Source organism: Psychrobacter sp. ANT_H3 (genome assembly GCF_027919975.1).
In the GTDB taxonomy this organism is placed as follows: domain Bacteria; phylum Pseudomonadota; class Gammaproteobacteria; order Pseudomonadales; family Moraxellaceae; genus Psychrobacter; species Psychrobacter maritimus.
Genome location: NZ_JAQISM010000001.1, coordinates 127742 through 151350, shown reverse-complemented (window position 1 = coordinate 151350; position 23609 = coordinate 127742). Strand labels below are relative to the sequence as shown.

Genomic DNA, 23609 nt, shown 5'->3' with positions numbered 1-23609 from the left:
TAGCCTATTTGCCATAAAAATACAGAGCTGCTGGGATAAACTTTGCGTAGCCTCGAACAGTGACGAAGTCACAGAGCAAACAAGGAAAATTTATACCAGCAGCAGACTCCTGAAACTAAAATATTTAACAACTTTTTATCTACTTTTCTTTCTATATTTTTTTCTTAAACTAATGTGAATATGAGGAAACCTTATGACAACCCCTACTCGCAAACGCAAAAAAGCCGCCCCAAAAACTTTTAAGGCAGCTTACGATATTCTAAAAACCAATGCCGCTGAATTACAGCAACAAGATGAGCCAGACATTGATAATCTAATGACGACTGTTGAAGAGTCGATTGCCGCTTATCGCGTTTGCGAAACCCGTATCAATGCGGTACAGCAAGCTCTAGATGCCGCCTTCGCTGAAGAAGATACCACAGAGAATAGCGACATTTAAGTTAAGTCAGTTCTATTCAGGCTCATCGACTTCAAATACTTGGCGCAAATAGGCAAGATACGTATCGTTATTGATCATGGTCTTGCCTGGGCTGTCTGACAGCTTAGCAACTGGCTGCCCATTACATTCAACCAATTTTAAGACGATGTTTATTGGAGTGATGCCCATATCATTGGTCAAATTGGTGCCAATGCCAAAGCTGGTTCTTATTTGCCCTTTAAAATATTGATGTAAATCCCAAGCCTTATTTAAATCCAAGCCATCACTAAAGGTTAAAATCTTGGTTCTTGGGTCTATCTTTAATTTCTTATAATGAGCAATCGCCTTGTCACCCCAGGTATACGGGTCGCCACTATCATGACGCAGACCATCGAAAAGCTTGGCAAAATACAAATCAAAGTCGCGTAAAAACGCATCCATGCCAACGACATCGGTCAGCGCAATACCCAAATCACCACGATATTCATGTACCCACGCTTCAAGCGCGGCTTTTTGTGAATCACGCAAACGCACATCCAATGCCTGAAATGCCTGCATAAACTCATGTGCCATCGTTCCTATCGGCGTCATTCCAAGTTTTTTTGCTAAATACACGTTGGAAGTTCCGCTGACAATTTCTGGTTCCGCTTTATGTAAAGTCTCAACCACATGAGCTTGCCATACTTTACTAAAACGTCTACGAGTCCCAAAATCAGCGACGATAAACGGCGGTGTCGGTCTATCACGGCTATAATTTGCTTGTTCTTCTGCATAACGATGCAATAAAGCCACTTTTTCATCAAGTCGACGCTGCCCTTCTTCAATGACGCTGGCATTTGATAACGCCCTAAAATACAGCTCATTGACTATCGCTAATACAAACACCTCAAAGAACATCGCCTGAATCATCGGCCCTTCAATATCGATACATAAACGATTTTTGTCATCGATACTGACTGTGATAAAACGACGTTTTAGCTTAAATAATTCCAAATAATCCACGAAGTCTGAGCGCATAAAGCGCAACTTACGTAAATATTCCAGCTCATCTTCTAAAAATCGCAACTCACATAAGCTGTCTAGCTGTTGCTCTAAATCTTCTTTGATATCAGCTAAAGGATAAACCGTGTCTTGATTATTGCGGCAGCGGAAACGATAAACACCATGGGTCTGCGGAAACTGATGCAGCATGGCTTGCAGCATGGTAAATTTATATAAGTCGTTATCGAGTAAAGAAGTAATAATGGGTTCAAAAGTTTTAGAAGTATGAGTAACGGTCATGTTACAGCCTTAAATACAAAAATGAAAAGCCGCCAAACAAAGCGAGCGACGAAATAGGTATCAATAACTATCAAGGTGCTAATAATAGAAAACGTTAAGATTTTGAGTATAACGAAGTTTGTCTCATTTTTCATAATTCAACGGTTATAACAGCAAAAATACAACGATAATAAATGTATTCATCATGTGGCTATAGCCTATAAATTTGAAACATCAGCCATAAAAAAGACGTTAAGCCTATACTTAACGTCTCTTCATGAGTTTAATTATCAAGGTTAATCATTAAGGTTTTGCAGGCTTTACCAATTTAACCAAGGGCGCATAGCCTGACTGCGGCATCACATCGACTGGGATAAACTGTAGCGCCCCGCCGTTGATACAGTAACGCAGCCCGCCACGGTCTTTTGGTCCATCAGGGAATACATGACCCAAATGCGAGTCTGCTACCCGTGAGCGAATCTCGGTACGCACCATGTTAAAGGCGGTATCGTCGTGTTGGGTAATTACTTGCTTATCAATTGGTTTGGTGAAGCTTGGCCAACCGCAGCCAGATTGGTATTTATCGGTTGATAAAAATAGCGGCTCACCGCTCACCACATCAACATAAATACCCGGCGCAAATAAATTGTCGTATTCATGACTAAAGGCGCGCTCAGTACCTGCATCTTGCGTGATATTGTATTGTGCTTTGGTCAGAGTATTCTTCAGCGCGCCTTTATCAAAATTAGCATAGCGTTTAGGATCTAAGGTTTCAGCGACCGTGCTTACAGGCGCAAGCTTGGTACGCGCAGTGCCTTCCGGCTTATCATCAGCCAAACTTAAATCGACATGACAATAGCCATTTGGATTTTTTGCCAAGTAATCTTGATGATACATCTCAGCCAAGTAAAAATTATCCAGCGGTGCGTTTTCTACCACAACTTTTTGTTTATACTGGCTTTGCACACGTTTAAGCGCAGCATCAATCACCGCTTTGTCTGCTTTATCGGTATAATAAACGCCCGAACGGTACTGAACGCCGCGATCATTACCTTGCTTATTAAGACTGGTTGGATCTATCACGCGCAAATAGTATTTTAAAATAGTATCGAGATCGGTTTTATCGGCATCATAGGTTACTTTGACGGCTTCGGCATGACCTGAGCCACGAATCACTTGCTCATAGCTTGGATTAGCCGTCTCGCCATTGGCATAGCCTGATACCGCATCGACGACACCTTCGACGCGCTCCATATAAGCTTCCACGCCCCAGAAACAGCCACCTGCCAGATAGATTGAGCGCGTATTAATCGCCTTACCTTTATCGTTATAATAAACGCCATCTTTTTGCTTAATGGTTTCAATCTTACTATTGTTATCTAATGCTTGGGCGTTTGCCGGTTTGGCATTGCCTGCTTTTAGCTCGGCAAAATCATTATCAGCATTTTCAGCAAGAGCATAAGCTTGCTCTGCCGATATATTGCCTTTTACCAAATGTACCAAATTGCCGCTTTTATCGAGTATCGCCCAGCTAGGATACACTTGTACGCCAAGCTTATTAATCAGCTCACCTGAAGCGTCAGACAATACTGGCAGCTTAGGATAGTCGGCTTGCACGCCCGCATACCAAGTACTGAACTCACCATCAGCTTTTTCATTGAGATGACCAGGACTGGCAACGGTGACCACATTTAAATCCGCAAATTTAGGATCGGTACGCCATTCCTCGGTTTCTGCAAGCGTCCCTAGGCATAACGGGCACCAGCTTGCCCAGAATTTAATCAAAGTTGGTTTATTAGGGTCAATGACCGCAGCACCTGTTTTGCCCAAGCCCTTTGTCAATTGCGGCAACGCCTGCATTTGCCCAAGCATGTCAGACGGTAACATGTCACGTGAGCTTTTCACGCCACTGTTTTGGCTACCTGTATTGGCGCTACTACTGGCATTGCTCTTAGCATTGTTTTCTGCGCTACTCATTTGCCCACAAGCAACCAATATCCCTGCACTTAATACGGTCGTCACCCCAAAAGCGCTGACATTTTTTAGCCACCGCGCTGCTGCATGCGGTGAAGATGTCGCTAAATCACTAGCGTTATTGCGCTCATGATAACGGATTTTTTTCTGCGACTTATTATCTTGTTTATCAGGTAGCATGGTGGATCCTTTTTACGAAGTCTTGCGAGCAAATACTTAGTTTGAATGGTCTTTTATGGTTTTTTATAGGCTTGTTATGCTGTTTATTAGGGTAATTATGCTTAGACTAAATGCGTTAGGAGCGCTATAAAATCTAGACAGGATATATATAAAGGTTATGAGATAAATGCGGTTAGGTAAAGATGGCTAAAATTTAAGATAAGCATAAAAAACTTATCTACATTAGATTATCTTAATAGTATAACCCCACAATAGAGTTTAATTTAAGAGTTAATGACAGCTCACTACACTTTTTTAACAACGCAGTAAGGTTGTTGATATAGAAATTAGAGATATGGAAGTAGTGGAAGCAATAATGATGCCTAGTCACTTTTTATTTAGTGACTTTTTATTTAGTGACTTTTTATTTAGTGACTTTTTGTTTAGTTACTTTTGCTTAGTCACTTTTATATGAGGCTAAATGAGAGGAAAATCAATATCTACAAACAAATCAATCTATTATCTGATTATTTCACACTTAAAAACCTGCTATTAGAATCAGTTTTTTGCAGCAGTTAATTTAAAAAATTAATTATTAAGCAAATATAGCGCTTGACTGAATTAACTTTTAGCCCTCATAAACTGTGCAACATAATCATCGGCTGGATTTTGGCGCAAATCATTTGGCGTACCCGTTTGCACTAAGCGCCCACCATTTAAAATACTAATACGCTGACCGACTTTAACCGCTTCATCTATATCATGCGTAATAAAAACAATGGTCTTATTGAGCCGTGCTTGTAGCTCAAGTAATTGGTCTTGCAATTGCGCACGAATGAGGGGGTCAAGCGCGGAAAATGCTTCGTCCATCAGCAGAATTGGATTATCCGTTGCCAGCGCGCGTGCTAGCCCGACACGCTGCTGCATACCACCTGAAAGCTCATCAGGATAGCTGTGCTCCAAGTTTGGCAGCCCGACTTCATTAAGCCAATGCCGAGCAACTTCATGACGCTCGCTCACACTCATCTTACGCACACGCAGACCGTAAGCGACGTTTTGCATCACCGTCATATGTGGCACTAAACCAAAGTGCTGAAATACCATGCTGACCGTTTGCTGCCGATAATGTTGTAGCTCCTTATCATTAAGCTCTAAAATATTAATAGCCGAGTTTTTATTGGCAGCGGTTTGGGACGAACCTTCCTCTGCTATCGGGCTTTGCGCGTTGCCCTTATTTTTTGCATTAATGCTGGTATCAACCCATATTTTGCCACTGGTTGGATCAATCAAGCGATTGATATGGCGTATCAGTGTTGATTTTCCTGAACCTGATAGCCCCATAATACAATGCAGCTCGCCCGCCTTAATATTCAAATTGATATCATATAGCCCGACCGAGTAGCCCGTTTGCTCCTTGACCGCAATGCTATCCATACCTTCAGCCAATAATGCCAATGCAGACTGTGCTTGCGAGCTATTGGCATTATAAATCTTACTGATGTTCTCTAGCTGGATATGATTCATCGTTGCTCTCGCTATTTGTATTTTTTATTTGCATTGTTTCGTGATGGTCACTTTTACTGCTTGTGATATTCACTTCTAATATGGAGCACAGTGCTAACCAATCGGACGTCTGCCAGCGTCGATGGTTTTTTGCCGTGCGCGCTTACCTTGACCGAATGCTTGCGTAATACGGTCAATGATAATCGCAACGATGACAATCGCTGTACCTGCTTGCAAGCCCTGACCGATATTAAGCGTTTGGATAGATTGCAAGACATCTTCGCCAAGACCGGGGGCACCAATCATAGAAGCCAATACCACCATAGAAAGTGACATCATTACCGCCTGATTAATACCCGCCATGATACTGGGGAGCGCTTGGGGTAATTTAATCCAAATAAGTAGCTGCAGATGCGTACTACCGAACGAGCGCCCTGCTTCGACCATCTCATGATTGACTTGGGTAATACCCAAAGTCGTCAAACGAATCAGTGGCGGCAAGGCATAAATAATGGTGGCAAATAGCGCTGGTACTTTACCAATACCAAACAGCATGAGCACTGGAATAAGATAAACAAAGCTTGGCATGGTCTGCATGACATCTAGTATCGGTGTCACAATTCTACGCAGGATTTTACTGCCTGACATGGCAATGCCAATAGGAATACCAATCACTACCGTGACCAATACCGATACGATAAGCAGCGCAAAGGTGTCAATCAAGGCGCCCCATAGCCCAAAGGCGCCGATAAGAAACAATCCTGCCCCGCACGCTAGCGCAAACCAAATTTTACGCACGCCAAACCACGCCAATACCGTCACAAGTGCAATAATTAACCAAGGCGGAATAACCGTTAATAGCCGCTCAATGGGTAGCAAGAGATAGGTTAACGCCACCGTACTGATAGTACGAAAGACGTCACCGTAGTTTTGGACAACGTTTGCTAATATATTATTAAGCGGAGTCTCAAGTGACCACGAAGGAAAGCTTGATGATAGGCCAAATTTGTTAGCATTGGATGCCTCGTTATTACTGTCACCAGTATTCGCAACAGCCGCGCCTGTTAGGCTAATACCTAACTTAGCAGCAAGTCTTGTGGCCGCTTCCTCAGATAGCCAATGTTGCCAGACGTTTGGATTCTCACGCAAAAACGTTAAGGCTTGCTCATCGCCGCTCCGTTTACTTTCACTCATCTCTAAGATAGCCCCATTGAGCTCATCGGAGCTAAACTGAACCTTTTTGAAGACAGCAGCCAGCTCAGGATTAGATTCAATAAACGGTGTCGATACCGCGATACCTAAAGGTGATACTGGGAATCCAGAAACACAATTGGCTGTGCCATCAGCAAGTAGCAAGTCTTGCCAGCAAGCGTCGTCATGGGCGGGAAATGCTAATGGCGCAAAGTCGTATTTTGCCATCAAGCCTGTAGGCTGCCAGTAGTAGAATAATAGCGGTTTATGCTGTTCAAAAGCAGAGGCAATCTCTGCATCGAGCGCAGCACCGGTTCCGGGATGGGCATTGTTAAAAATACTGTCTAAACCGGTATTTTTAAGCAAACGGCTATTAAATATCTCACACGTCCAACCAGACGGACAATTCATAAAACGCGATTTTCTTGGGTCTTCAGGGTCTTTAAATAGCTCAGCGTATTTGGGCAAATCTTGGTAGCTGCGTAGACCTGGGTTTTCGTCTAGGACATATTTGGGTACATACCAACCTTGGGTAGCGCCGCCTTTCAGCGTATCACCGATGACCGCCACTTTATTTTGGGCGATGGCTTGCTCCATGATTGGCGAGCGCCCAACCCACTGCTCGCTAATCACTTGAATGTCGTTTTGTGATAATGCAGTTTCAAGCGCAGGACCGGCGCCCGGCACTTCTTCTATCGTACAATCATAGCCATCTTCAGCGATGTACTTAAGCACCCCAGAGATAAACTGACCGCTCTCCCATGTCAGTGCGCCAAATTTGATAGGTGCATCACAAGCTGCTGACGCCGATACCGGCAGCAACAAGGCACTCATACACAGTAAACTTAACGCAATCCATTGGCGCATGGGATATCCTATTTATTGTTTTTATTATCAGCATTAACGCTAAAGTTAGTAGTACTGACATCTTGAACCAAGAGTATGTTGCCTTTGACTAGTTTGGTGATTAATGCCTAAATTAGCTATTGCTGATTAATCTAAAATTGACACTATAATCGTTTAGGCTTACTACAAAGTGTAGCGATTTATAGATAGGATGACAAATGCTCATTAATTTTAATTGTTGGTTTTTAACTATTGGTTATTAATCACTAAATTTTAGGCAAAAAAATAGCACCTACCTGAATAGATGCTATTTTTTATCGTGTTGCTTGCTTAACCAAAAACTGTTTTATCATTAGCTATTTTATTATTGGCTATTTCAAAAACAGCGCCATGGCTTTTTTAAACAAGCCACCGTATGGCGGTAGTAAAATATTAAGACCATTCAACTTCGATTGTACAAACACAGGCTTCATATGACTAAGACGCTCAAAGCCGGCTTTACCGTGATAAGCGCCCGTACCTGAGTGTCCAACACCGCCAAACGGCAAATCATGTTGCGCCACATGCATAATGACTTCATTAATACACAGGCCACCCGATACCGTATTATTACGCACCTGATCTATCTCGCTATTGTTATCACCAAAGACGTATAGCGCCAACGGGCGTGGGCGCTCATTGATAAAACGAATGGCATCATCAAGGCTGTCATAGTGCATCAAGGGTAAAATCGGGGCAAAAATCTCGTTTTGCATGACATCGCTATCAGGCGCAGGCTCACTGACAATCACGGGCGGCATCAGGCGGCTGTCAATATCAGCATCCGTATCAGTCAGCGGATGAACCTCATCGCCTGCCAAGCCATCTAGATAGCCTTGTACACGTTTAAACTGCGCACCATTAATGATGTGTGAATAGTCAGGATTGTCTGCAATATTGGGATAATGTTTTTCCATCCACTCTTTTGCCAGACGGATAAACTCTTCATGATATCGACGCGGAATGAGCACATAATCAGGCGCAATACAGGTCTGACCGGCATTAAGCGTTTTGCCCATCATCACGCGATTGACGGCGTTTTCTAAGTTGGCACCTTCCAAAATGACGACAGGCGACTTACCACCAAGCTCAAGGGTGACCGGCGTTAAATTTGGTGCAGCAGCAGCCATGACCTTTTTGCCGACCGCGGTTGAGCCGGTATATAATAAATGGTCAAAGGGCAGTTGGCTAAAGGCTTGAGCAATCTCAACTTCGCCGATGACCACAGAAACCATATCCGGTGAAAAATAACGTGAAATGGTTTCAGCGAACGTTTGGGCAAATTGCGGTGCGGCCTCGCTCATTTTAATCATAATGCGATTACCCGCCGCCAGTGCATCAATCATAGGTCCGACTGCCAAAAATAGCGGGTAATTCCAAGGCACCATGATACCAACCACGCCAAGCGGCTGCGGCTGAATCTCATTATGAGCCGGCATATAAAGCGCTGAAATCGATACACGCTGCGGTTTCATCCATTTTTTACCATGTTTTCTGGCATGGCTGATACCGGTAAAGCTCGGAAAAAGCTCGGCGAACTGGGTCTCTGACTCACTGCGATAGCCAAAATCGGTGCTAATCGCTTTGGCAAGTAGCTCTTGATTGTCGCTTAGCATCACCTCTAGATTGTCGAGTTGATTTTCACGCGTGGCCCAATCATTGATGGGCTGCGTGCGGCTCAAATTTTGTAGGCGTAAAAATTGCGCCTGCATATCAGCGACGGTCTTAATGATGCTTAGGGATTCGTTTGCATCATTGGCATGGTTTGAAGCTTGAGCTTGGTTAGTTGGCGTCGGCTCGCTTTGGAAAAGCGTGTTCTGATTATTATCGGTCATTTATCTTCCTTGTCATAGGCGTTAGAGTCGGCACGCTATAATAGATTTAAGACTCTGAATACATGATCAGGCGCAATATACGCCGCCTATATCTTATATGGCACTTATATACTCACCTTCAACTGATGGCTGTTGATGAACCGTTTTCAATAATGAAGGCGGATGAGATTCCTTTCAATGCTATTCGACACTATTTTAGTCAACGCCGTTTAATGTAGCGCATCGACCAGTGAATGAACAGCACCTTTGATTGACTAGTGGGTCTGTATGAAATACGTGTCATTTAAGGTCTATATTGCTGCTATTTATCAGTATTTTTACTGCCGCTAAATGGAGTAAGCGAATAGCGCAGCTGACGCAAATATAGAGTTGGGCACAATTGCTAAAACTGCTACACTGAATCTCAGTAATAGGGTTTATCCAATCTACAAATGCGATCACACTGTTGGGATTAATTTTTCGCAGCCTCTGTCTGCATCGGCACAGCAAGGAAGATTAATCCGAGCAGCATCTGTGTATAAATCTATTGCTTATATTTAGTATTGACTATCACTCTAGGCAACTAGACTCTAAAAACATCCTTCTAAAACATCAAAATATAAGACAGTCATTCTTATGCAAAATAACGCGCAACCCCTCAATGAAATGCTAGTCAGCAAGTCGCTCTCAGCTGCTGATTATGTTCCCACCCTTGATGCCATGCTATCGCGTACGTTGGCGCGTATTGCGCTCAAAAAAGAGCAAGGTCTACGCACCCCTGACGAGCTATGGATTGTCGATCATAATGATGTCTATACGCTTGGACAAGCCGGTAAAGAAGAGCATATCCTGCAACGTACCAATACCCCTATTATCAAGACCGACCGCGGTGGTCAGGTGACATGGCACGGGCATGGGCAGTTGGTTATCTATTGGTTGTTTGATTTAGAAAGTTTGGGTTGGAGTGTACGCAATATGGTATCGCACGCCGAACAAGCGATTGAAGATGTGGTCAATGACTGCCTAAAAAGCCACGCGTCTAATAGTGTCAATACCAGTGCCGATATCAGCGCCCATGCGCGCCGTGATGCACCCGGTGTTTATTTATATAGCCATCTAAATACTGCCAGCAACGAGAACGCTCAATCTCTGTCTAACGCACCCGCTGATGACGCCATTATGCTCGGTAAAATCGCCTCACTTGGCTTTAAAATCAAGCATGGTTTTAGCTATCATGGGGTTGCGATTAATTTAGATTGTGATTTATCGGCCTTTAATGCGATTAATCCTTGCGGCTATGCGGGCATGCAAATGTTACGACTGGCTGACTTCGTTGCGATGGATGAGCAAACGCAGGATGAGCAAATGGCAGTGCAGGCAGCTGAACAATCTATGCAAACAATTGCCAACTGTTTAAGCTATCAACAAGTGACCCAAAAGCTTATCGATAATATTGCCAAACGTCATGCGGGACATATCCAATTGCGTGCGCTCGCTCCAAAGTAATTTTTTAAGTCTTTTTTATACAGTCTTTTTAAATTAAATACTGTTCTTTGCATAATCCTTTTTTGCATAATATCGTGCACGCTTAGACTTAAGCATTGTGAGAAAATTTGAGTCAAACTTGTTATAATCGCAGGCGCACAAATTGGGCGCCGCAATAACCTTAGCGAACCAACATTTAACCCTTTATCATTGAAGCATTCATAACAAAAGCACCTTGGAGCAATTTATGGCAGATTTTAATAAAATTTTAGACGCAGGCGACGTCGATGGCGGCATCATTAATGTGGTCGTAGAAATCCCAACTGGTAGCAGCCATAAAATTGAGTGGAATCGCGAATTGGCAGTTTTTGAGCTTGACCGTGTTGATCCACAGATTTTTGCTAAACCTTGTAACTATGGTTTTATTCCGCAAACCCTTGATGAAGATGGCGACGAGTTAGATGCGCTTATCATCACAGAACAGCCTTTGCCTACTGGTATTTTCTTAAAAGCGAAAGTAATCGGCGTGATGAAATTCGTTGATGATGGCGAAGTTGATGACAAAATCGTCGTCGTACCAGCTGACGACCGTGATACAGGCAATGCTTATAACAGCCTAGAAGATCTGCCAAAGCAGCTGATCAACCAGTTACAGTTCCATTTCAGCCACTATAAAGACCTTAAAAAAGCCGGTACAACGGTGGTCGAATTTTGGGGTGACGTCGCAGAAGCTAAAGAAGTCATCAAAGAGTCTATCCAACGCTGGAAAGACTTATAAATTATCCTAGATAATTTATAAGAAGCGTTTATTGCAATTTTTATTGAAATACAATAAGCGCCATGAAAATACCGCAGACATGATAATGGTTGCGGTATTTTTTTGCTTGAATTTTGCGCCGATAAAATGGTTATAATACCCTCACTTACCTATTATCATACCCAATAAGGACTGTCATGTTTGACTCTGATTTAGGCTCAACGCCCGCCAATAAAAAACTGCCAAAAGCCGTTATGATGATGGTCGAAAAAGGCAATTTGGTGCAGGCGATTAAAACCTTGGCCGCTGATGAAAATATCAGTATGGATGCCGCCAAATCTCGGATAGATGCTTATGAGCTTGCGCTAAAGAACAAGCAGCAGCAAACCCTCACGACTATCGCCAACAAACAAGGCATCCCAAGCCAAGCCTTTAGCTTTGATAGAGAGCAAGTGCAAGAAGAGTCGGAGCGCTTGACGAAGACTCGCGTTAAAACCACCCCCACAGAGCAAGGATTCCAAAGTCTACAAGAGGGCGTTGACAGTCAGCTTAATGACCTGGGCTATAAAAAACCGCTTATTCCTTATTGGGCAAAGCGGCTATTGGTCATTGCTGCGGTGATGGCAGGGTTATTTTGGATAATGTGGCGTGTGTTTGGCTAGTCTATTATAAGTGGTTCCATTATAGCAGTCTGTTTTAAGTGGTCTGTTAATAGGTTTGAAGGGTGAAATAGGTGGTTCCGTTGGGGTATAGTCCAACTAAACCTATTGAAATAGCTCATCTAGTTTTGCGACAGCATCATCATATTCTTTGCCTGGATCTAGAAATGCTGTTTTAAATGAATAGTAATCTGCCAAAAACTCCAATGAGCATCCGCCTAAAGATTTTGCTTTTTCCATAAGCTTCATTCTAGAATCAAAAGGTATATACCATGAGTCATCTTCTAATAAGCAATTAACTAACATATCAACATCGAAGCATTCTTCTACTGCTTTATCAAATTTACTGAAAACATCTCTCCATGCCCCCATATCTGCATCTACTTTTGCTTCAGACATTTTCCTAATTTGAGTACTAATGCTACAGATATTCACTTATACCTCTACTTAAGTTCCAGAAAATAAATATCCAAACATATCTAGAATATAGCTTAAAGCACCCTCAACATAAGCTACGATGGAGAGATTGCAAAAGCTAACTTAATAGTTTTCAATCAATGACCTCATAGGTATTAAGATTATATCTGAAACCTACTGTTCGAAGCCTGTATAGAGCATCGATCAACATGATCCAGAGGTAATAAAGTAATGATCAAACAAAAAAGCTTTAAGCCCTATCCAATAAATATACTGCCTGATGGATTCATCTATCCTGCTCGTTATCTACAATTAGCAAACTGCACTAAAACGGTACAGTCCGATGAATACTTTCAATGGTGGTTTGTAGATTCTGAAACAGATGGTGGTAAGTTATCATATAGATTGAGAAACCATAAAATTGAAAGGCTTAACTTGGTGCCTTTTGCTCAAAACGGGGACTGGCTAGCATACTTTGATGGAGATGATCGCTTAGGTGATCCAAAAATATTTGTAATTGACCTTAGTGACTTACCCTTTCATATGATTTGTGAAAACTTTGACGAATGGCTTAATAAAGCAGAGCAGGATTATTGGTGATAGCTAATCTTAAGCTTGATAATCTAATGTTTTGTACACCACGAAGTACACTGCAACCATTTTAGAAATTTGAAACCGTTAATACTATTAGCCCACAGCCAAAGATTCAAGTCCTCACTAGGGGACCGAACTGATTCAATCAGTTCGGCAGTTATGAAATCATTAAGTTAGTTGAGTGCGCTATACAGACAGCGAACTGTAAGCTATATTCTCAATAATTATGGCAGGTTCTGTAAAAAAATGGACATTGAAATGAAGGCTAACATACGAACGTATCTTTGGGGTCACGAATCCTTTACTAATACATTAAAGAATGATTTTGTTTGGGACGTTGATAAATATTGGGATCTGGAAATCTTTTTACTAGATATTATTAAAGACATTGAAAATAAGGAAACTGTAGACAAGACGGTGATGGCAGATGTTTATTATTTAGGAAGATCAATTGAAACAGCATTTTCTTCAACTCTAAACCCATATGATGGTTGGAGTGTAGAAAATATAGATATAGAAGAGTTAACAGAATATTACGATAGGTTTACTCATATTATGAGAATTTTCTGGGGAAAAATCCCTTTACGTGATAATGACTATTTACTGAAAGAAAACCCCTTGTTTAAAGGGCTTTAAATATATTTAACTGTGATGCTTTATTAAAAACCTTCACACTGTAAATATTTCAGTGAGTCAAAGCGCCGATGACATTAGCACACAGCTGAACATTCAAATCCTCACTAGATAGCAGCCATTATTCCCATAACGGTGATTATGTTAAATAGAAATCCACTGACTACCCATTTATATAATTAAAAATAATTTTAAGGCATTAAAAAAGAGATACCGTGGCATCTCTTTGTTTAAATTCATCAGACATATTATCTTAGTGATGCTCACCCGGTAGAATTCTAGCAAAGGCACGCTGAGCAAGGTTTGGTTTTTTATCAGTCGTCAATCCAGCGCGGGTACTTGGAAAAATACGATAACCCATCGATTGAATACCAACGTTAATTGCTGGTGCTAATGAATAAGTCGCCGATGCAAATTTACCCATGTTACTGGCAATACTGTTTGGTTTATGAACAATCGCTTTGGCAACCATCATCGCCGCTTCATCAGGCATAAGCGCAGGCATGTAGCGATATAGTTTAGTGGGCTCAATCATCGGTGTGCGCACCAATGGCATAAAGATATTAGTAATGGTGACATTATCGCCTTTTACTTCAGCAGCCAAGCAGCGGCTAAAGGCATCCAATGCCGATTTCGAGGCGACATAAGCGGCAAAACGCGGGCTATTCGCCAGCACACCAATCGATGAGATATTAACGATTTGACCGGTCTGGCGCTCAATCATGGTCGGCAAAAATCCAAGCACTATTTTAACCGCGCCAAAGTAATTGATATCCATGGTACGCTCAAAATCATGGAAGCGATCTATAGACTCGTGTACCGAGCGGCGAATTGAGCGACCAGCGTTATTGACCAAGACATCAACATGGCCGAAATCTGCCAAAATTTGCGTGCTAACAGTTTCAATATCATCCATATTGGTCAAATCACAAGGGTAATAACTGGCCTTGCCACCAAGCTCCTCGATACTCTCTTTAACGGCTTTCAGTTTGTCTTCAGTACGTGCCAATAAAATAACATGAGCACCGCATTCACTGAGCAGATAGGCTGTACGCTCACCAATGCCACTTGATGCTCCTGTGATAATAATATGCTTATCTTTGACTGCTTTGCTGATTGCTTTTTTTGAGGGATTGGCCATAAAAGATCCTTTTCGTAAATGATATTTCCGTTAATGTTCGCCTAAAGCATAACAAATATAATTGGATTAAAGTTAATAAAGAAGCCGTAAAACGTATTTAATATCATGAATATTAGCAGTTAGGTATTTATTATCAAGTGGATTGCTTAAACTGACCGTTTTTTCTTGCTATTCGTGCGCGTGCAAAAAGGCTTCGACCACGCGAAACTGCCCAGCGGTACTCTCCTCGCCATACATCGCTTGGCGAAAAGCATTGGAATTGGGAATGCCGGTGGTATACCAAGCAATGTGCTTGCGGGCAATTCGGCAGCCTGAATATTCGCCATAAAACTCATATAGTTCTTGCAAATGCGCTAGGACAATCTCTTTTATCTCGCTCACACTAGGTGCCGCAAGCACTTCTCCTGAGCGCAAAAAATGTTCGATATCGCGAAATATCCAAGGCTGCCCTTGCGCGGCACGCCCTATCATCACCGCATCACAACCGGTCAGCTCATAGACACGCTGCGCTTTTTGCGCGCTATCGATATCACCATTGGCAATCACTGGAATACTGATGCTTTCTTTGACCTCACGGATCAGCTCATAACGCGCCTCGCCGGTATACATGTCCTCACGCGTACGCCCGTGAATGGCAATCGCCGCAATACCTGCTTGCTCTGCACGTTTGGCGACGCGCAAAATATTCTCACGCCCATTCTCATAGCCCAATCGGGTCTTTAACGTGACGGGCGCATTGACGCTATTTACCGCAGCATCTAGCAAGCGCGCGACCAAATCTTCATCTTGCAAAAGTGCAGAACCCGCCAACCTACGGCACACTTTTTTGGCAGGACAGCCCATATTAATATCAATAATCTGTGCGCCATTATCGATCTGATAACGTGCCGCTTCTGCCAATTTATCCGGTTCTGCGCCGGCTATTTGCGCAGAAATAGGCGCTATTTCGTTATCAAAATTGGCACGATAGAGCGATTTTTTGCGCGCATAAAGCGCCGTATCAGCGATAATCATTTCACTAACCGCATGCCCTGCCCCAAAGGATTTACACAAGCGTCGAAAGGGATTGTCGGTCACGCCAGCCATCGGTGCGACCATCAGGCGATTTTCAATCGTCAAGCCGCCAATGACCAATGGCTGCAATAAAGGATGGTCATTAGCAGTTTGTGCTGATGAGTGACTAGACACTGGATTATTTATAGGCATAAAAAACGGCTTGATTCATGGTGAAAACAAGCCGTTATTCTAAGGGTTCGTACGCATATTGCAAGTCATTCAGGCAATCATTTGCTCAGCGCACGTCAAGGGACAAAATGCCTATTTATCAAAGACACTGCCCTGCTCTAAGGTAATATCATCATCGTGCTCTTGCATACGCCACGGTAAAATATCAGGCGATTCATTGATAAAGTGCAAGTATTTCTCGAACTGATCAATAATGTCATTAATCACTGACTCTGGTTGATAGCCATACAAATCGTAGGTTTGACCACCACGGCGCAAGTAAACCTCCGCACGATAATGATGCTCTTGCGGTAATTTATTCGCCATCGCTTCCGTATAATAATCAGGCGCTTCATGTTCTGATAGACGCACTTCGTACCAAAATTCAACGTTATCGCCGCCTCGTAACTCAAGCACCACGCGATCATTAATCTCATCATAATTTACATCAGGCAACCAGCCTGTTTCAGCAAACTTTTCTGAGACTTCATTCATCGACGAGACAACTGTACCTTTAATATAATTCAGTACTTTTTCACGCGTTGGCTGCTGCGTCATATAATCAATACGGTCGCGCCATGCGTCTAGTTTAAGGAGATGCGGCGGCAGATGATTGTCATTGGCCAAGCTTTGATTGCGATGACCTTCGATACGTAGCGCACGCCACATGCCAAATATGGCAATTAAGATAATCACTGCAAAAGGTAATGCACTGACGATGGCGGCGGTTTGTAAGGCCGTTAAGCCCCCTGCAATCAGCAGTACTGCAGCGACCGCGCCCTCAGTGACCACCCAAAATGAGCGCTGCCACCATGGCGTATCGCTACGGCCACCCGCTGCGAGTGAATCAATCACCAACGACCCAGAATCCGATGAAGTCACAAAAAAGGTAATAATCAATAAAACGGTCAATGAAGAGACAAATTCAGTAAAAGGTAGATTCTCTAATAGTTTAAACAAGGCAATGGCTTGGTCGTTTTGTACTTCGCTGATTAATGAGGTGTAACCATCGAACATAATCATATGTAGCGCCGTGTCACCAAATACGGCAAACCAAAAGAAAGTAAAAAATGTTGGTACTAACATCACGCCAAAGACAAACTCACGAATGGTACGACCACGGCTAATCTTCGCAATAAATAAGCCTACAAAGGGTGCCCATGCAATCGTCCATGCAAAGATAAACAATGTCCAGTTACTAATCCAATCACTCAGCTGATACGCTTGTAAACTAAAGGTGCGCTCAACGATATTGCCCAAATAGCTACCGGTATTTTCCATAAAGGCATTGAGAATAAAGACAGTCGGACCAACGACAAAGACAAACAGCATTAACGCCGTTGCCAATACCATATTTAAGATAGATAAGCGTTTAACCCCTTTATCCATACCCGCCAGCACCGAAACCAATGCCGCCGCGGTAACCAGCGCAATCGTAACCACTTGGACGGTAATATTGACAGGAATTAAATCCGGCAATAAATAATTTAAACCGGCATTAATCTGCGAGACCGACAAACCCAAACTGGTGGCAATACCAAACATCGTACCCAAAATGGCAAACACATCAACCGTATGCCCGATAGGACCATAAATCTTGTCACCGATTAATGGATATAAGGTTGAGCGCATCGATAAGGGTAAGCCATGCCGAAAGGAGAAGTATGCGAGCGACAGACCAACGACCCCATAAATAGACCAAATATGAAAGCCCCAGTGAAAGTAGGCAATCTGCATGGCTTCTTTTGCGGCGGCAATGGTCTGCGGTTCTGATAATGGCGGACTGGCGAAATGTAAGACCGGCTCTGCCACGCCAAAGAAGAGTAAGGCAATACCGTAGCCCGCCGAAAATAGCATGGCGAACCACTCAAGAAAGCCATACTCAGCCTCGGCATGATCAGGGCCTAGCTTGATACTACCGTAAGGCGAAAATGCCAATACGATGATAAACATCAAAAAAATCGCCACCGCCAGCATATAAAACCAGCCAAAGGTTTCGGTAATATAATTTAATACTGTACCAAACAACTCGCCAGCGGCTTCAGGATTAAGGGATGTGCCTATAACTAACAGCAACATAATGACGGCCGCTGGCACAAATACCGGCAGCAAAATGGTGGAACTGGATGATTCAGGCTTCATAAATGGAGTCTCGTAACGGTGAGAAAAATATCAAAAAGTTTTCAAAGCATTCAAAATGTAAAAATACCTACGTAAAATATGCACCAATTTTTACCACATTGAACGCCTAAACCCCAGAACCATGCCAAATATGTAACATCAATTTAACATTTGTTACACCACTATTACCTAAAAATAAAAAAGGCAACTTGTTAGCTGCCTTTTTATCCATACTTTTCTATTAACATTTATAAAAAATTTTTTCTAACGCAATGTCTAAGCAATAAATTTCAGCTCTACAGCTTAAGCATTAATAACCTCTGCTAATTGTTTTGCCATTTCAGCAAGTTCGCCATGATCTGCTTGCGTTACCGCATGGCGACCTAGTTCATGAATGCTCGATGGAATCAGGTGCACGTGATAATGAAAAACAGTTTGCCCTGCTTGTGCGCCATTTAGCTGCATTTGAATAATACCTTCACGCTCGAATACTTGGCGCTGCGCTTGCATGACTTTTTTGGCAGTCATTAATACTGCTGCGGCATATTCTGGCTCAAGATCGACTAAATCAATGGCTTTTTGCTTAGGAATCACCAATACATGACCTTTTGCTTGCGGCATAATATCCATAAAGGCGAGGGTTTTATCGTCCTCGAAAACCTTATGATAAGGGATATCGCCGTTAAGCATTTTGGCAAAAATATTATTGTCATCGTATTTGATTTGGTTGTCTTGACTCATTTTCATTCCTTAATTGGTTATTAGTAATTGGTTATTAGTAATTGTTGATCAGTATTAGAGGGTAAATATCTCAGCAAATATAGTGGACGAAATATGGGCTGAGTACAAGGGCTTGAGGATTTGCAAGCATCACGATTAATTTGTTGACGAGTGATGCGCTTTAAATGTTATATTAACCCTCTATTTTAATCACCCTACGTTTATGGATTTGACTGCCTTGCCAACCCAATCATTAGATGAGCCGTCAGATAATGACGCCACTTATTCACAACCCTATTATTCAGAAACCTACGATACAACGCTGCCGTCTAGCTCTATAGCAGATGCGACAGAACAAGTTAGCATTGAGGACGAGGTTGAGGCTAAAACTCGTACGCAAACCCTTGAGCCAAATGCCATTATCTTAGCTGAAGCATTGAGCGATAAAGCAATCAGCTGGCGTATTCATAATTGCAAAATCAGTAAAAAAACCATTACGCAGGATATGCCGCTACCCTTTTTATATCATTACGACAGTTTAGATGACAGTATTAAACAAACCTATCCGCTAACACCGTCATTGCTTGCACAATTTAATACTCCGATGACGGCGAATGAGGCGGCGAAACTTATCGGTATTGATAAAGCGCTGATAACCAGCCCTTGGCATGTCAAAGTAGTTGGCTCATTGGTGGTGTTTAGCGAAGCGCTGCAATTGGCGGTACGTTTGCATTGGACCAATACCGGTAAAGACACCCAGCAAATTTATACCAAAGATGAAGCGGATGCGCTTACTGCTGCCTTTAAAGAGTGGCAGTTTTTTGGTCGTATTGATGTCCTATATAAAAATACCAAACAGACGTTAATCAGTATCGATGAACAAGCTGAAGGCGATAAACAGATACTGACTATTGATGCCAGCTCCGACTATCAATTCTTGCCAGCGACTCACGCCTTGGTCGTCATCGCCAAACTAGAAGCTGATAAAAGCGAGCTACCTTGGTTTGAGAGCGCTATTTTAGAGCGTCTTGCCTAAATATTGACCCTTAAGTCTTTATGATTCGGGGTTAATTGTTTTCAGTTACTCATATCTAATGGTATGGTAATGACTTAGTATTATTCACTAGTACTCACACTGCATAAAAAGCACACTATCAGTATGACAGCGGATGCTGCACACGTTAATAAATCTCGCTCATTTGTAAGGAATATCACATGGATTATCGCTCAAAAACTTCTACTGGCGGTCGTAATATGGCAGGTGCTCGTGCCCTATGGCGCGCAACCGGCATGACTGATGGCGACTTTGGCAAACCAATTATTGCAATTGCCAACTCCTTTACGCAGTTTGTACCCGGTCATGTGCATCTAAAAGACTTGGGGCAAATGGTTGCGCGTGAGATTGAAAAAGCGGGCGGCGTGGCAAAAGAGTTTAATACTATTGCAGTCGATGATGGTATTGCCATGGGTCATAGCGGTATGCTGTATTCACTACCAAGTCGTGACTTGATTGCCGATTCGGTTGAATATATGGTCAATGCGCATTGCGCCGATGCCCTAGTTTGTATTTCTAACTGTGACAAAATCACCCCTGGTATGCTAATGGCGGCTATGCGCCTTAATATTCCAGTGGTGTTTATTTCAGGCGGCCCGATGGAAGCGGGTAAAGTGATTGCCAGTACCGTAGCGCATAGTCACAATAACGATGGCGGTAGCGACGTCCATACCACTGACAGTAAAGGCAATGCGATTCGTAAGCTTGATTTAGTCGATGCGATGATGGATGCCGCTGATGATAGCATCAGTGATGAAGACGTCTTAGCCATTGAAAGCTCAGCGTGTCCGACTTGTGGTTCGTGCTCTGGCATGTTTACTGCTAACTCTATGAATTGCTTGACCGAAGCTTTAGGTTTGGCATTACCGGGTAATGGTTCGCTGCTGGCCACTCATTCGCTGCGCCGCGAGTTATTTTTAGAAGCTGGGCGCACGATTGTGTCATTGGCCAAGCGCCGCTATGAGCAAGATGATGATTCTGTATTACCGCGCTCTATCGCCACCAAAGCCGCCTTTGAAAACGCGATGACTCTAGATATCGCCATGGGCGGCTCAACCAATACTATTTTGCATCTGCTAGCTGCCGCCAATGAAGCGGAAGTCGATTTTAAAATGCATGATATCGATCGTTTAAGTCGCGGTGTGCCTTGCCTAGCAAAAGTTGCTCCTGCATCGCAAAAATACCATATGGAAGATGTGCACCGTGCTGGTGGTGTATTTGCGCTGTTGGCCGAGCTTGATCGTGCGGGCTTACTCCATACTGACTTGCCAACCATTCATAGTGCCACGATGAAAGAAGCCATCGATAAATGGGACATCATGAACCCTGACAATCTTGAGGCGCGTGCACGTTATATTGCTGCTCCTGGTGGCGTCCGTACTACTGAGGCCTTCTCGCAGTCAAAAGAATGGCCGAACCTCGACGTCAACCGTGAGTCAGGCTGTATTCGTAGTGCTCAGCATGCTTATTCAACCGATGGCGGCTTAGCAGTACTATACGGCAACATCGCCGAACGTGGCTGCGTGGTCAAAACCGCTGGCGTCGATGAAAGCATCTTAGTCTTTACCGGACGCGCACGCATTTTTGAATCGCAAGACGATGCCGTAGCAGCTGTGCTTGCTGATCAAATCGTAGCCGGTGATGTGGTCATCATCCGCTATGAGGGTCCAAAAGGTGGCCCTGGCATGCAAGAGATGCTCTATCCAACGACTTACCTAAAGTCTAAAGGTCTAGGTAAAGAGTGTGCGCTGTTAACTGACGGTCGTTTCTCTGGTGGTACCTCAGGTTTATCAATTGGTCATGCCAGCCCTGAAGCGGCTGAAGGCGGTGCGATTGGCCTGGTTGAAGAAGGCGATACCATTCATATCGACATCCCAAACCGTACTATCAATATGCAAGTCAGTGATGAAGAGTTGGCAGCTCGTCGCGAAGCCATGGAAGCACGCGGTCGCGATGCATGGAAGCCTGTGAGTCGCGAGCGTCACGTCTCTCCTGCTCTACGTGCTTATGCGGCTATGACGACCAGTGCCGATACCGGTGCCGTCCGTGATGTGAGCCAAGTTGAGCGTTAAGCAAAAAACTTTGCTTATAAGTTTTTTTAAAAATACAGTCTTAAAGAAATACAGTCTTAAAGAAATACTCTTAAAGCAATACTTTTATAGAATTATCCAAAGCCTGCGCTATGCAGGCTTTTTTTTCACCAAAAAACAACGTAGCCGCCATTCTGATAACGTTTTTTTGCGGTATTAAAAAGCGTTTACCCTCATTATTAAGAGCTAATAAACATCATCTAATATCGCATCTCTAAATCCTATAAAACAGCGTGCCGCAAACTTATGATTGAAAATTATAATTTATTCTTATTGGTCTGCGGCATTGCCTTTTTATTTGGGGCGCTGTTTCCTATTATTTTTAAACGCACGCCCATCTCATTACCCATGTTACAGGTGAGCTTTGGTTTACTGATGGGTTATTGGTGGACGAGTTTATCTTTTTTAAACCCGATTGATAATGGTCTTATTATCGAAAAACTGACCGAGATTGTGGTATTGGTTTCATTAGTCGGTGCGGGTATTAAGATTGATACTGAGCTATCGTGGCACTTATGGCGACCGACTGTGCGCTTACTGCTTATCACCATGCCGATTGGTATTTTTGCGATGGCCGTCTTAGGCTATTATGCTTTTGGTTTGACGCTGGGCGCTGCTATCTTACTCGGCGCTGTACTGGCACCGACCGACCCCGTACTAGCCTCTAGCATTCAAGTAGGCCCGCCTAACACCGGCGGCGAAGATGCACCGCGCTTTACTTTAACCTCAGAAGCGGGGCTAAATGATGGGCTCGCATTTCCTTTTGTCTATCTCGCGATTAAGATAGCGGAAGCTTATAGCGGAGGTCAGCAGTTCACAGGTGAGATGCTGTGGTCTTGGTTCACCCATGATGTGCTGTGGAAAATTGGCGCAGGCCTGATAGTTGGCATTGTGGTTGGTAAAGTTTTGGCAAAGCTGGTGTTTTCGAAATACAGCCACAACACCACTATTTCCCAAGGCTATGTGGTGATTGCCATCACATTGCTCGCCTATGGACTGGCAGAATACGTGCATAGCTATGGGTTTATTGCCGTATTTGTTGCAGCCTTTGCCTTTCGGCGTTCAGAGCGTGAACACAGCTATCATCACAAATTGCACGATTTTGCTGAACAATCAGAAGGTTTGCTGATGTCCTTAGTGCTTGTTATCTTTGGCATGTTCTTAGGTCAAGGCTTGCAAGCGGGGGTTGAGCTGACGTGGCGCGTCTATATCGTCAGCTTTACCTTTTTATTACTGATTCGCCCTATTGGTGGCTTTATCGCTTTATCAGGATTAAACCTTCCGCGTACCGAAAAATACGCTATTTCTGCCCTCGGTATTCGCGGTATTGGAACTTTATATTATTTATCTTATGCTCTCAATCAAGGATTCTTTAATAATGAAGATGCCCTTAAACTTTGGATAGTGTGCTCCATTGTGATTTTAACTTCTATCTTTATCCATGGTTTAAGTGCGACAAGGCTGCTTAAAATGACGCCCAATAAGTCGCATTAGTATCAATTGCCCATGA

The 23609-nt window shown here is 43.2% G+C and carries 19 protein-coding genes; 9 read left to right on the top strand and 10 right to left on the bottom strand.

The features are described from left to right. Positions 1 to 193 precede the first annotated feature (193 nt). Positions 194 to 439, top strand: a complete 246-nt coding sequence (gene xseB, locus PG901_RS00585) for an exodeoxyribonuclease VII small subunit (protein ID WP_183617778.1) — start codon at positions 194 to 196, stop codon at positions 437 to 439. A 12-nt stretch (positions 440 to 451) separates the two neighbouring features. Here the strand turns inward: xseB and pncB are convergent, their stop codons facing one another. The 5 genes from pncB to PG901_RS00560 all read right to left on the bottom strand — a co-directional run bounded on the left by pncB (position 452) and on the right by PG901_RS00560 (position 9225). After that, positions 452 to 1699 carry a nicotinate phosphoribosyltransferase gene (pncB, locus tag PG901_RS00580; RefSeq protein ID WP_271133099.1) on the bottom strand — a complete coding sequence of 416 codons (1248 nt, stop codon included), beginning with the start codon at positions 1697 to 1699 and terminating at the stop codon, positions 452 to 454. 282 nt (positions 1700 to 1981) lie between these two features. Then, positions 1982 to 3832, bottom strand: coding sequence for a bifunctional peptide-methionine (S)-S-oxide reductase MsrA/peptide-methionine (R)-S-oxide reductase MsrB (msrAB, locus tag PG901_RS00575; RefSeq protein WP_271133098.1), 1851 nt, complete (start codon positions 3830 to 3832; stop codon positions 1982 to 1984). A gap of 600 nt (positions 3833 to 4432) precedes the next feature. Continuing rightward, positions 4433 to 5335, bottom strand: coding sequence for an ATP-binding cassette domain-containing protein (locus PG901_RS00570; RefSeq protein ID WP_271133097.1), 903 nt, complete (start codon positions 5333 to 5335; stop codon positions 4433 to 4435). 93 nt (positions 5336 to 5428) lie between these two features. Further along, positions 5429 to 7372 carry a glycine betaine ABC transporter substrate-binding protein gene (locus PG901_RS00565; protein ID WP_271133096.1) on the bottom strand — a complete coding sequence of 648 codons (1944 nt, stop codon included), beginning with the start codon at positions 7370 to 7372 and terminating at the stop codon, positions 5429 to 5431. 350 nt (positions 7373 to 7722) lie between these two features. After that, positions 7723 to 9225 carry a coniferyl aldehyde dehydrogenase gene (locus PG901_RS00560; protein ID WP_271133095.1) on the bottom strand — a complete coding sequence of 501 codons (1503 nt, stop codon included), beginning with the start codon at positions 9223 to 9225 and terminating at the stop codon, positions 7723 to 7725. Positions 9226 to 9840: 615 nt separating this feature from the next. Between PG901_RS00560 and PG901_RS00555 the strand changes: the two genes are divergently transcribed. The 3 genes from PG901_RS00555 (at position 9841) to PG901_RS00545 (ending at position 12108) form a co-directional block, all read left to right on the top strand. Further along, positions 9841 to 10710 carry a lipoyl protein ligase domain-containing protein gene (locus PG901_RS00555; protein ID WP_271133094.1) on the top strand — a complete coding sequence of 290 codons (870 nt, stop codon included), beginning with the start codon at positions 9841 to 9843 and terminating at the stop codon, positions 10708 to 10710. Between the two features lie 226 nt (positions 10711 to 10936). Further along, the gene (locus PG901_RS00550) at positions 10937 to 11467 is read left to right on the top strand and encodes an inorganic diphosphatase (protein ID WP_271133093.1); all 531 of its coding nucleotides are present in this window, start codon (positions 10937 to 10939) and stop codon (positions 11465 to 11467) included. Between the two features lie 176 nt (positions 11468 to 11643). After that, the gene (locus PG901_RS00545) at positions 11644 to 12108 is read left to right on the top strand and encodes a hypothetical protein (RefSeq protein ID WP_271133092.1); all 465 of its coding nucleotides are present in this window, start codon (positions 11644 to 11646) and stop codon (positions 12106 to 12108) included. 102 nt (positions 12109 to 12210) lie between these two features. Here the strand turns inward: PG901_RS00545 and PG901_RS00540 are convergent, their stop codons facing one another. After that, positions 12211 to 12504, bottom strand: a complete 294-nt coding sequence (locus PG901_RS00540) for a hypothetical protein (protein WP_020443287.1) — start codon at positions 12502 to 12504, stop codon at positions 12211 to 12213. 249 nt (positions 12505 to 12753) lie between these two features. Here PG901_RS00540 and PG901_RS00535 point away from each other — a divergent pair, with 249 nt between their 5' ends. Together PG901_RS00535 and PG901_RS00530 are read left to right on the top strand one after the other, a co-directional pair. Then, positions 12754 to 13122, top strand: coding sequence for a hypothetical protein (locus PG901_RS00535; RefSeq protein ID WP_271133091.1), 369 nt, complete (start codon positions 12754 to 12756; stop codon positions 13120 to 13122). A 252-nt stretch (positions 13123 to 13374) separates the two neighbouring features. Beyond that, entirely contained in the window at positions 13375 to 13752 is a 378-nt protein-coding gene (locus PG901_RS00530) for a hypothetical protein (protein WP_020443285.1), read from the top strand. Between the two features lie 250 nt (positions 13753 to 14002). Here PG901_RS00530 and PG901_RS00525 read toward each other — a convergent pair whose 3' ends face one another. From PG901_RS00525 to PG901_RS00510, 4 genes are all read right to left on the bottom strand, one after another. Then, positions 14003 to 14890: an SDR family NAD(P)-dependent oxidoreductase gene (locus PG901_RS00525; RefSeq protein ID WP_271133090.1), complete on the bottom strand. Its 888-nt coding sequence runs from the start codon at positions 14888 to 14890 to the stop codon at positions 14003 to 14005. Between the two features lie 168 nt (positions 14891 to 15058). Further along, positions 15059 to 16096 (bottom strand): tRNA dihydrouridine synthase DusB, encoded by a 1038-nt coding sequence (gene dusB, locus PG901_RS00520; RefSeq protein WP_271133089.1) that lies wholly within the window; start codon positions 16094 to 16096, stop codon positions 15059 to 15061. A 111-nt stretch (positions 16097 to 16207) separates the two neighbouring features. Continuing rightward, on the bottom strand, positions 16208 to 18256 hold the full coding sequence (locus PG901_RS00515) for a BCCT family transporter (RefSeq protein ID WP_271133088.1): 2049 nt from the start codon (positions 18254 to 18256) through the stop codon (positions 16208 to 16210). A 282-nt stretch (positions 18257 to 18538) separates the two neighbouring features. Beyond that, complete coding sequence (locus tag PG901_RS00510) at positions 18539 to 18976, bottom strand: HIT family protein (protein WP_271133087.1); 438 nt, start codon at positions 18974 to 18976, stop codon at positions 18539 to 18541. A gap of 202 nt (positions 18977 to 19178) precedes the next feature. On the opposite strand from PG901_RS00510, the gene PG901_RS00505 reads away from it, so the two are divergent. The 3 genes from PG901_RS00505 (at position 19179) to PG901_RS00495 (ending at position 23593) form a co-directional block, all read left to right on the top strand. Continuing rightward, a complete protein-coding gene (locus tag PG901_RS00505) occupies positions 19179 to 19991 on the top strand; it encodes a hypothetical protein (RefSeq protein WP_271133086.1) in 813 nt (270 codons plus the stop codon). Between the two features lie 179 nt (positions 19992 to 20170). Beyond that, positions 20171 to 22081: a dihydroxy-acid dehydratase gene (gene ilvD, locus PG901_RS00500; RefSeq protein ID WP_201628613.1), complete on the top strand. Its 1911-nt coding sequence runs from the start codon at positions 20171 to 20173 to the stop codon at positions 22079 to 22081. 264 nt (positions 22082 to 22345) lie between these two features. Continuing rightward, positions 22346 to 23593 (top strand): cation:proton antiporter, encoded by a 1248-nt coding sequence (locus tag PG901_RS00495; protein ID WP_201624262.1) that lies wholly within the window; start codon positions 22346 to 22348, stop codon positions 23591 to 23593. Positions 23594 to 23609 lie beyond the last annotated feature (16 nt).

Excerpts from the sequence above, each read along its gene's own strand:
- xseB (WP_183617778.1), top strand. The coding sequence starts at position 194 with ATGACAACCCCTACTCGCAAACGCAAAAAAGCCGCCCCAAAAACTTTT.
- pncB (WP_271133099.1), bottom strand. The coding sequence starts at position 1,699 with ATGACCGTTACTCATACTTCTAAAACTTTTGAACCCATTATTACTTCT.
- msrAB (WP_271133098.1), bottom strand. The coding sequence starts at position 3,832 with ATGCTACCTGATAAACAAGATAATAAGTCGCAGAAAAAAATCCGTTAT.
- PG901_RS00570 (WP_271133097.1), bottom strand. The coding sequence starts at position 5,335 with ATGAATCATATCCAGCTAGAGAACATCAGTAAGATTTATAATGCCAAT.
- PG901_RS00565 (WP_271133096.1), bottom strand. The coding sequence starts at position 7,372 with ATGCGCCAATGGATTGCGTTAAGTTTACTGTGTATGAGTGCCTTGTTG.
- PG901_RS00560 (WP_271133095.1), bottom strand. The coding sequence starts at position 9,225 with ATGACCGATAATAATCAGAACACGCTTTTCCAAAGCGAGCCGACGCCA.
- PG901_RS00555 (WP_271133094.1), top strand. The coding sequence starts at position 9,841 with ATGCAAAATAACGCGCAACCCCTCAATGAAATGCTAGTCAGCAAGTCG.
- PG901_RS00550 (WP_271133093.1), top strand. The coding sequence starts at position 10,937 with ATGGCAGATTTTAATAAAATTTTAGACGCAGGCGACGTCGATGGCGGC.
- PG901_RS00545 (WP_271133092.1), top strand. The coding sequence starts at position 11,644 with ATGTTTGACTCTGATTTAGGCTCAACGCCCGCCAATAAAAAACTGCCA.
- PG901_RS00540 (WP_020443287.1), bottom strand. The coding sequence starts at position 12,504 with ATGTCTGAAGCAAAAGTAGATGCAGATATGGGGGCATGGAGAGATGTT.
- PG901_RS00535 (WP_271133091.1), top strand. The coding sequence starts at position 12,754 with ATGATCAAACAAAAAAGCTTTAAGCCCTATCCAATAAATATACTGCCT.
- PG901_RS00530 (WP_020443285.1), top strand. The coding sequence starts at position 13,375 with ATGAAGGCTAACATACGAACGTATCTTTGGGGTCACGAATCCTTTACT.
- PG901_RS00525 (WP_271133090.1), bottom strand. The coding sequence starts at position 14,890 with ATGGCCAATCCCTCAAAAAAAGCAATCAGCAAAGCAGTCAAAGATAAG.
- dusB (WP_271133089.1), bottom strand. The coding sequence starts at position 16,096 with ATGCCTATAAATAATCCAGTGTCTAGTCACTCATCAGCACAAACTGCT.
- PG901_RS00515 (WP_271133088.1), bottom strand. The coding sequence starts at position 18,256 with ATGAAGCCTGAATCATCCAGTTCCACCATTTTGCTGCCGGTATTTGTG.
- PG901_RS00510 (WP_271133087.1), bottom strand. The coding sequence starts at position 18,976 with ATGAGTCAAGACAACCAAATCAAATACGATGACAATAATATTTTTGCC.
- PG901_RS00505 (WP_271133086.1), top strand. The coding sequence starts at position 19,179 with ATGGATTTGACTGCCTTGCCAACCCAATCATTAGATGAGCCGTCAGAT.
- ilvD (WP_201628613.1), top strand. The coding sequence starts at position 20,171 with ATGGATTATCGCTCAAAAACTTCTACTGGCGGTCGTAATATGGCAGGT.
- PG901_RS00495 (WP_201624262.1), top strand. The coding sequence starts at position 22,346 with ATGATTGAAAATTATAATTTATTCTTATTGGTCTGCGGCATTGCCTTT.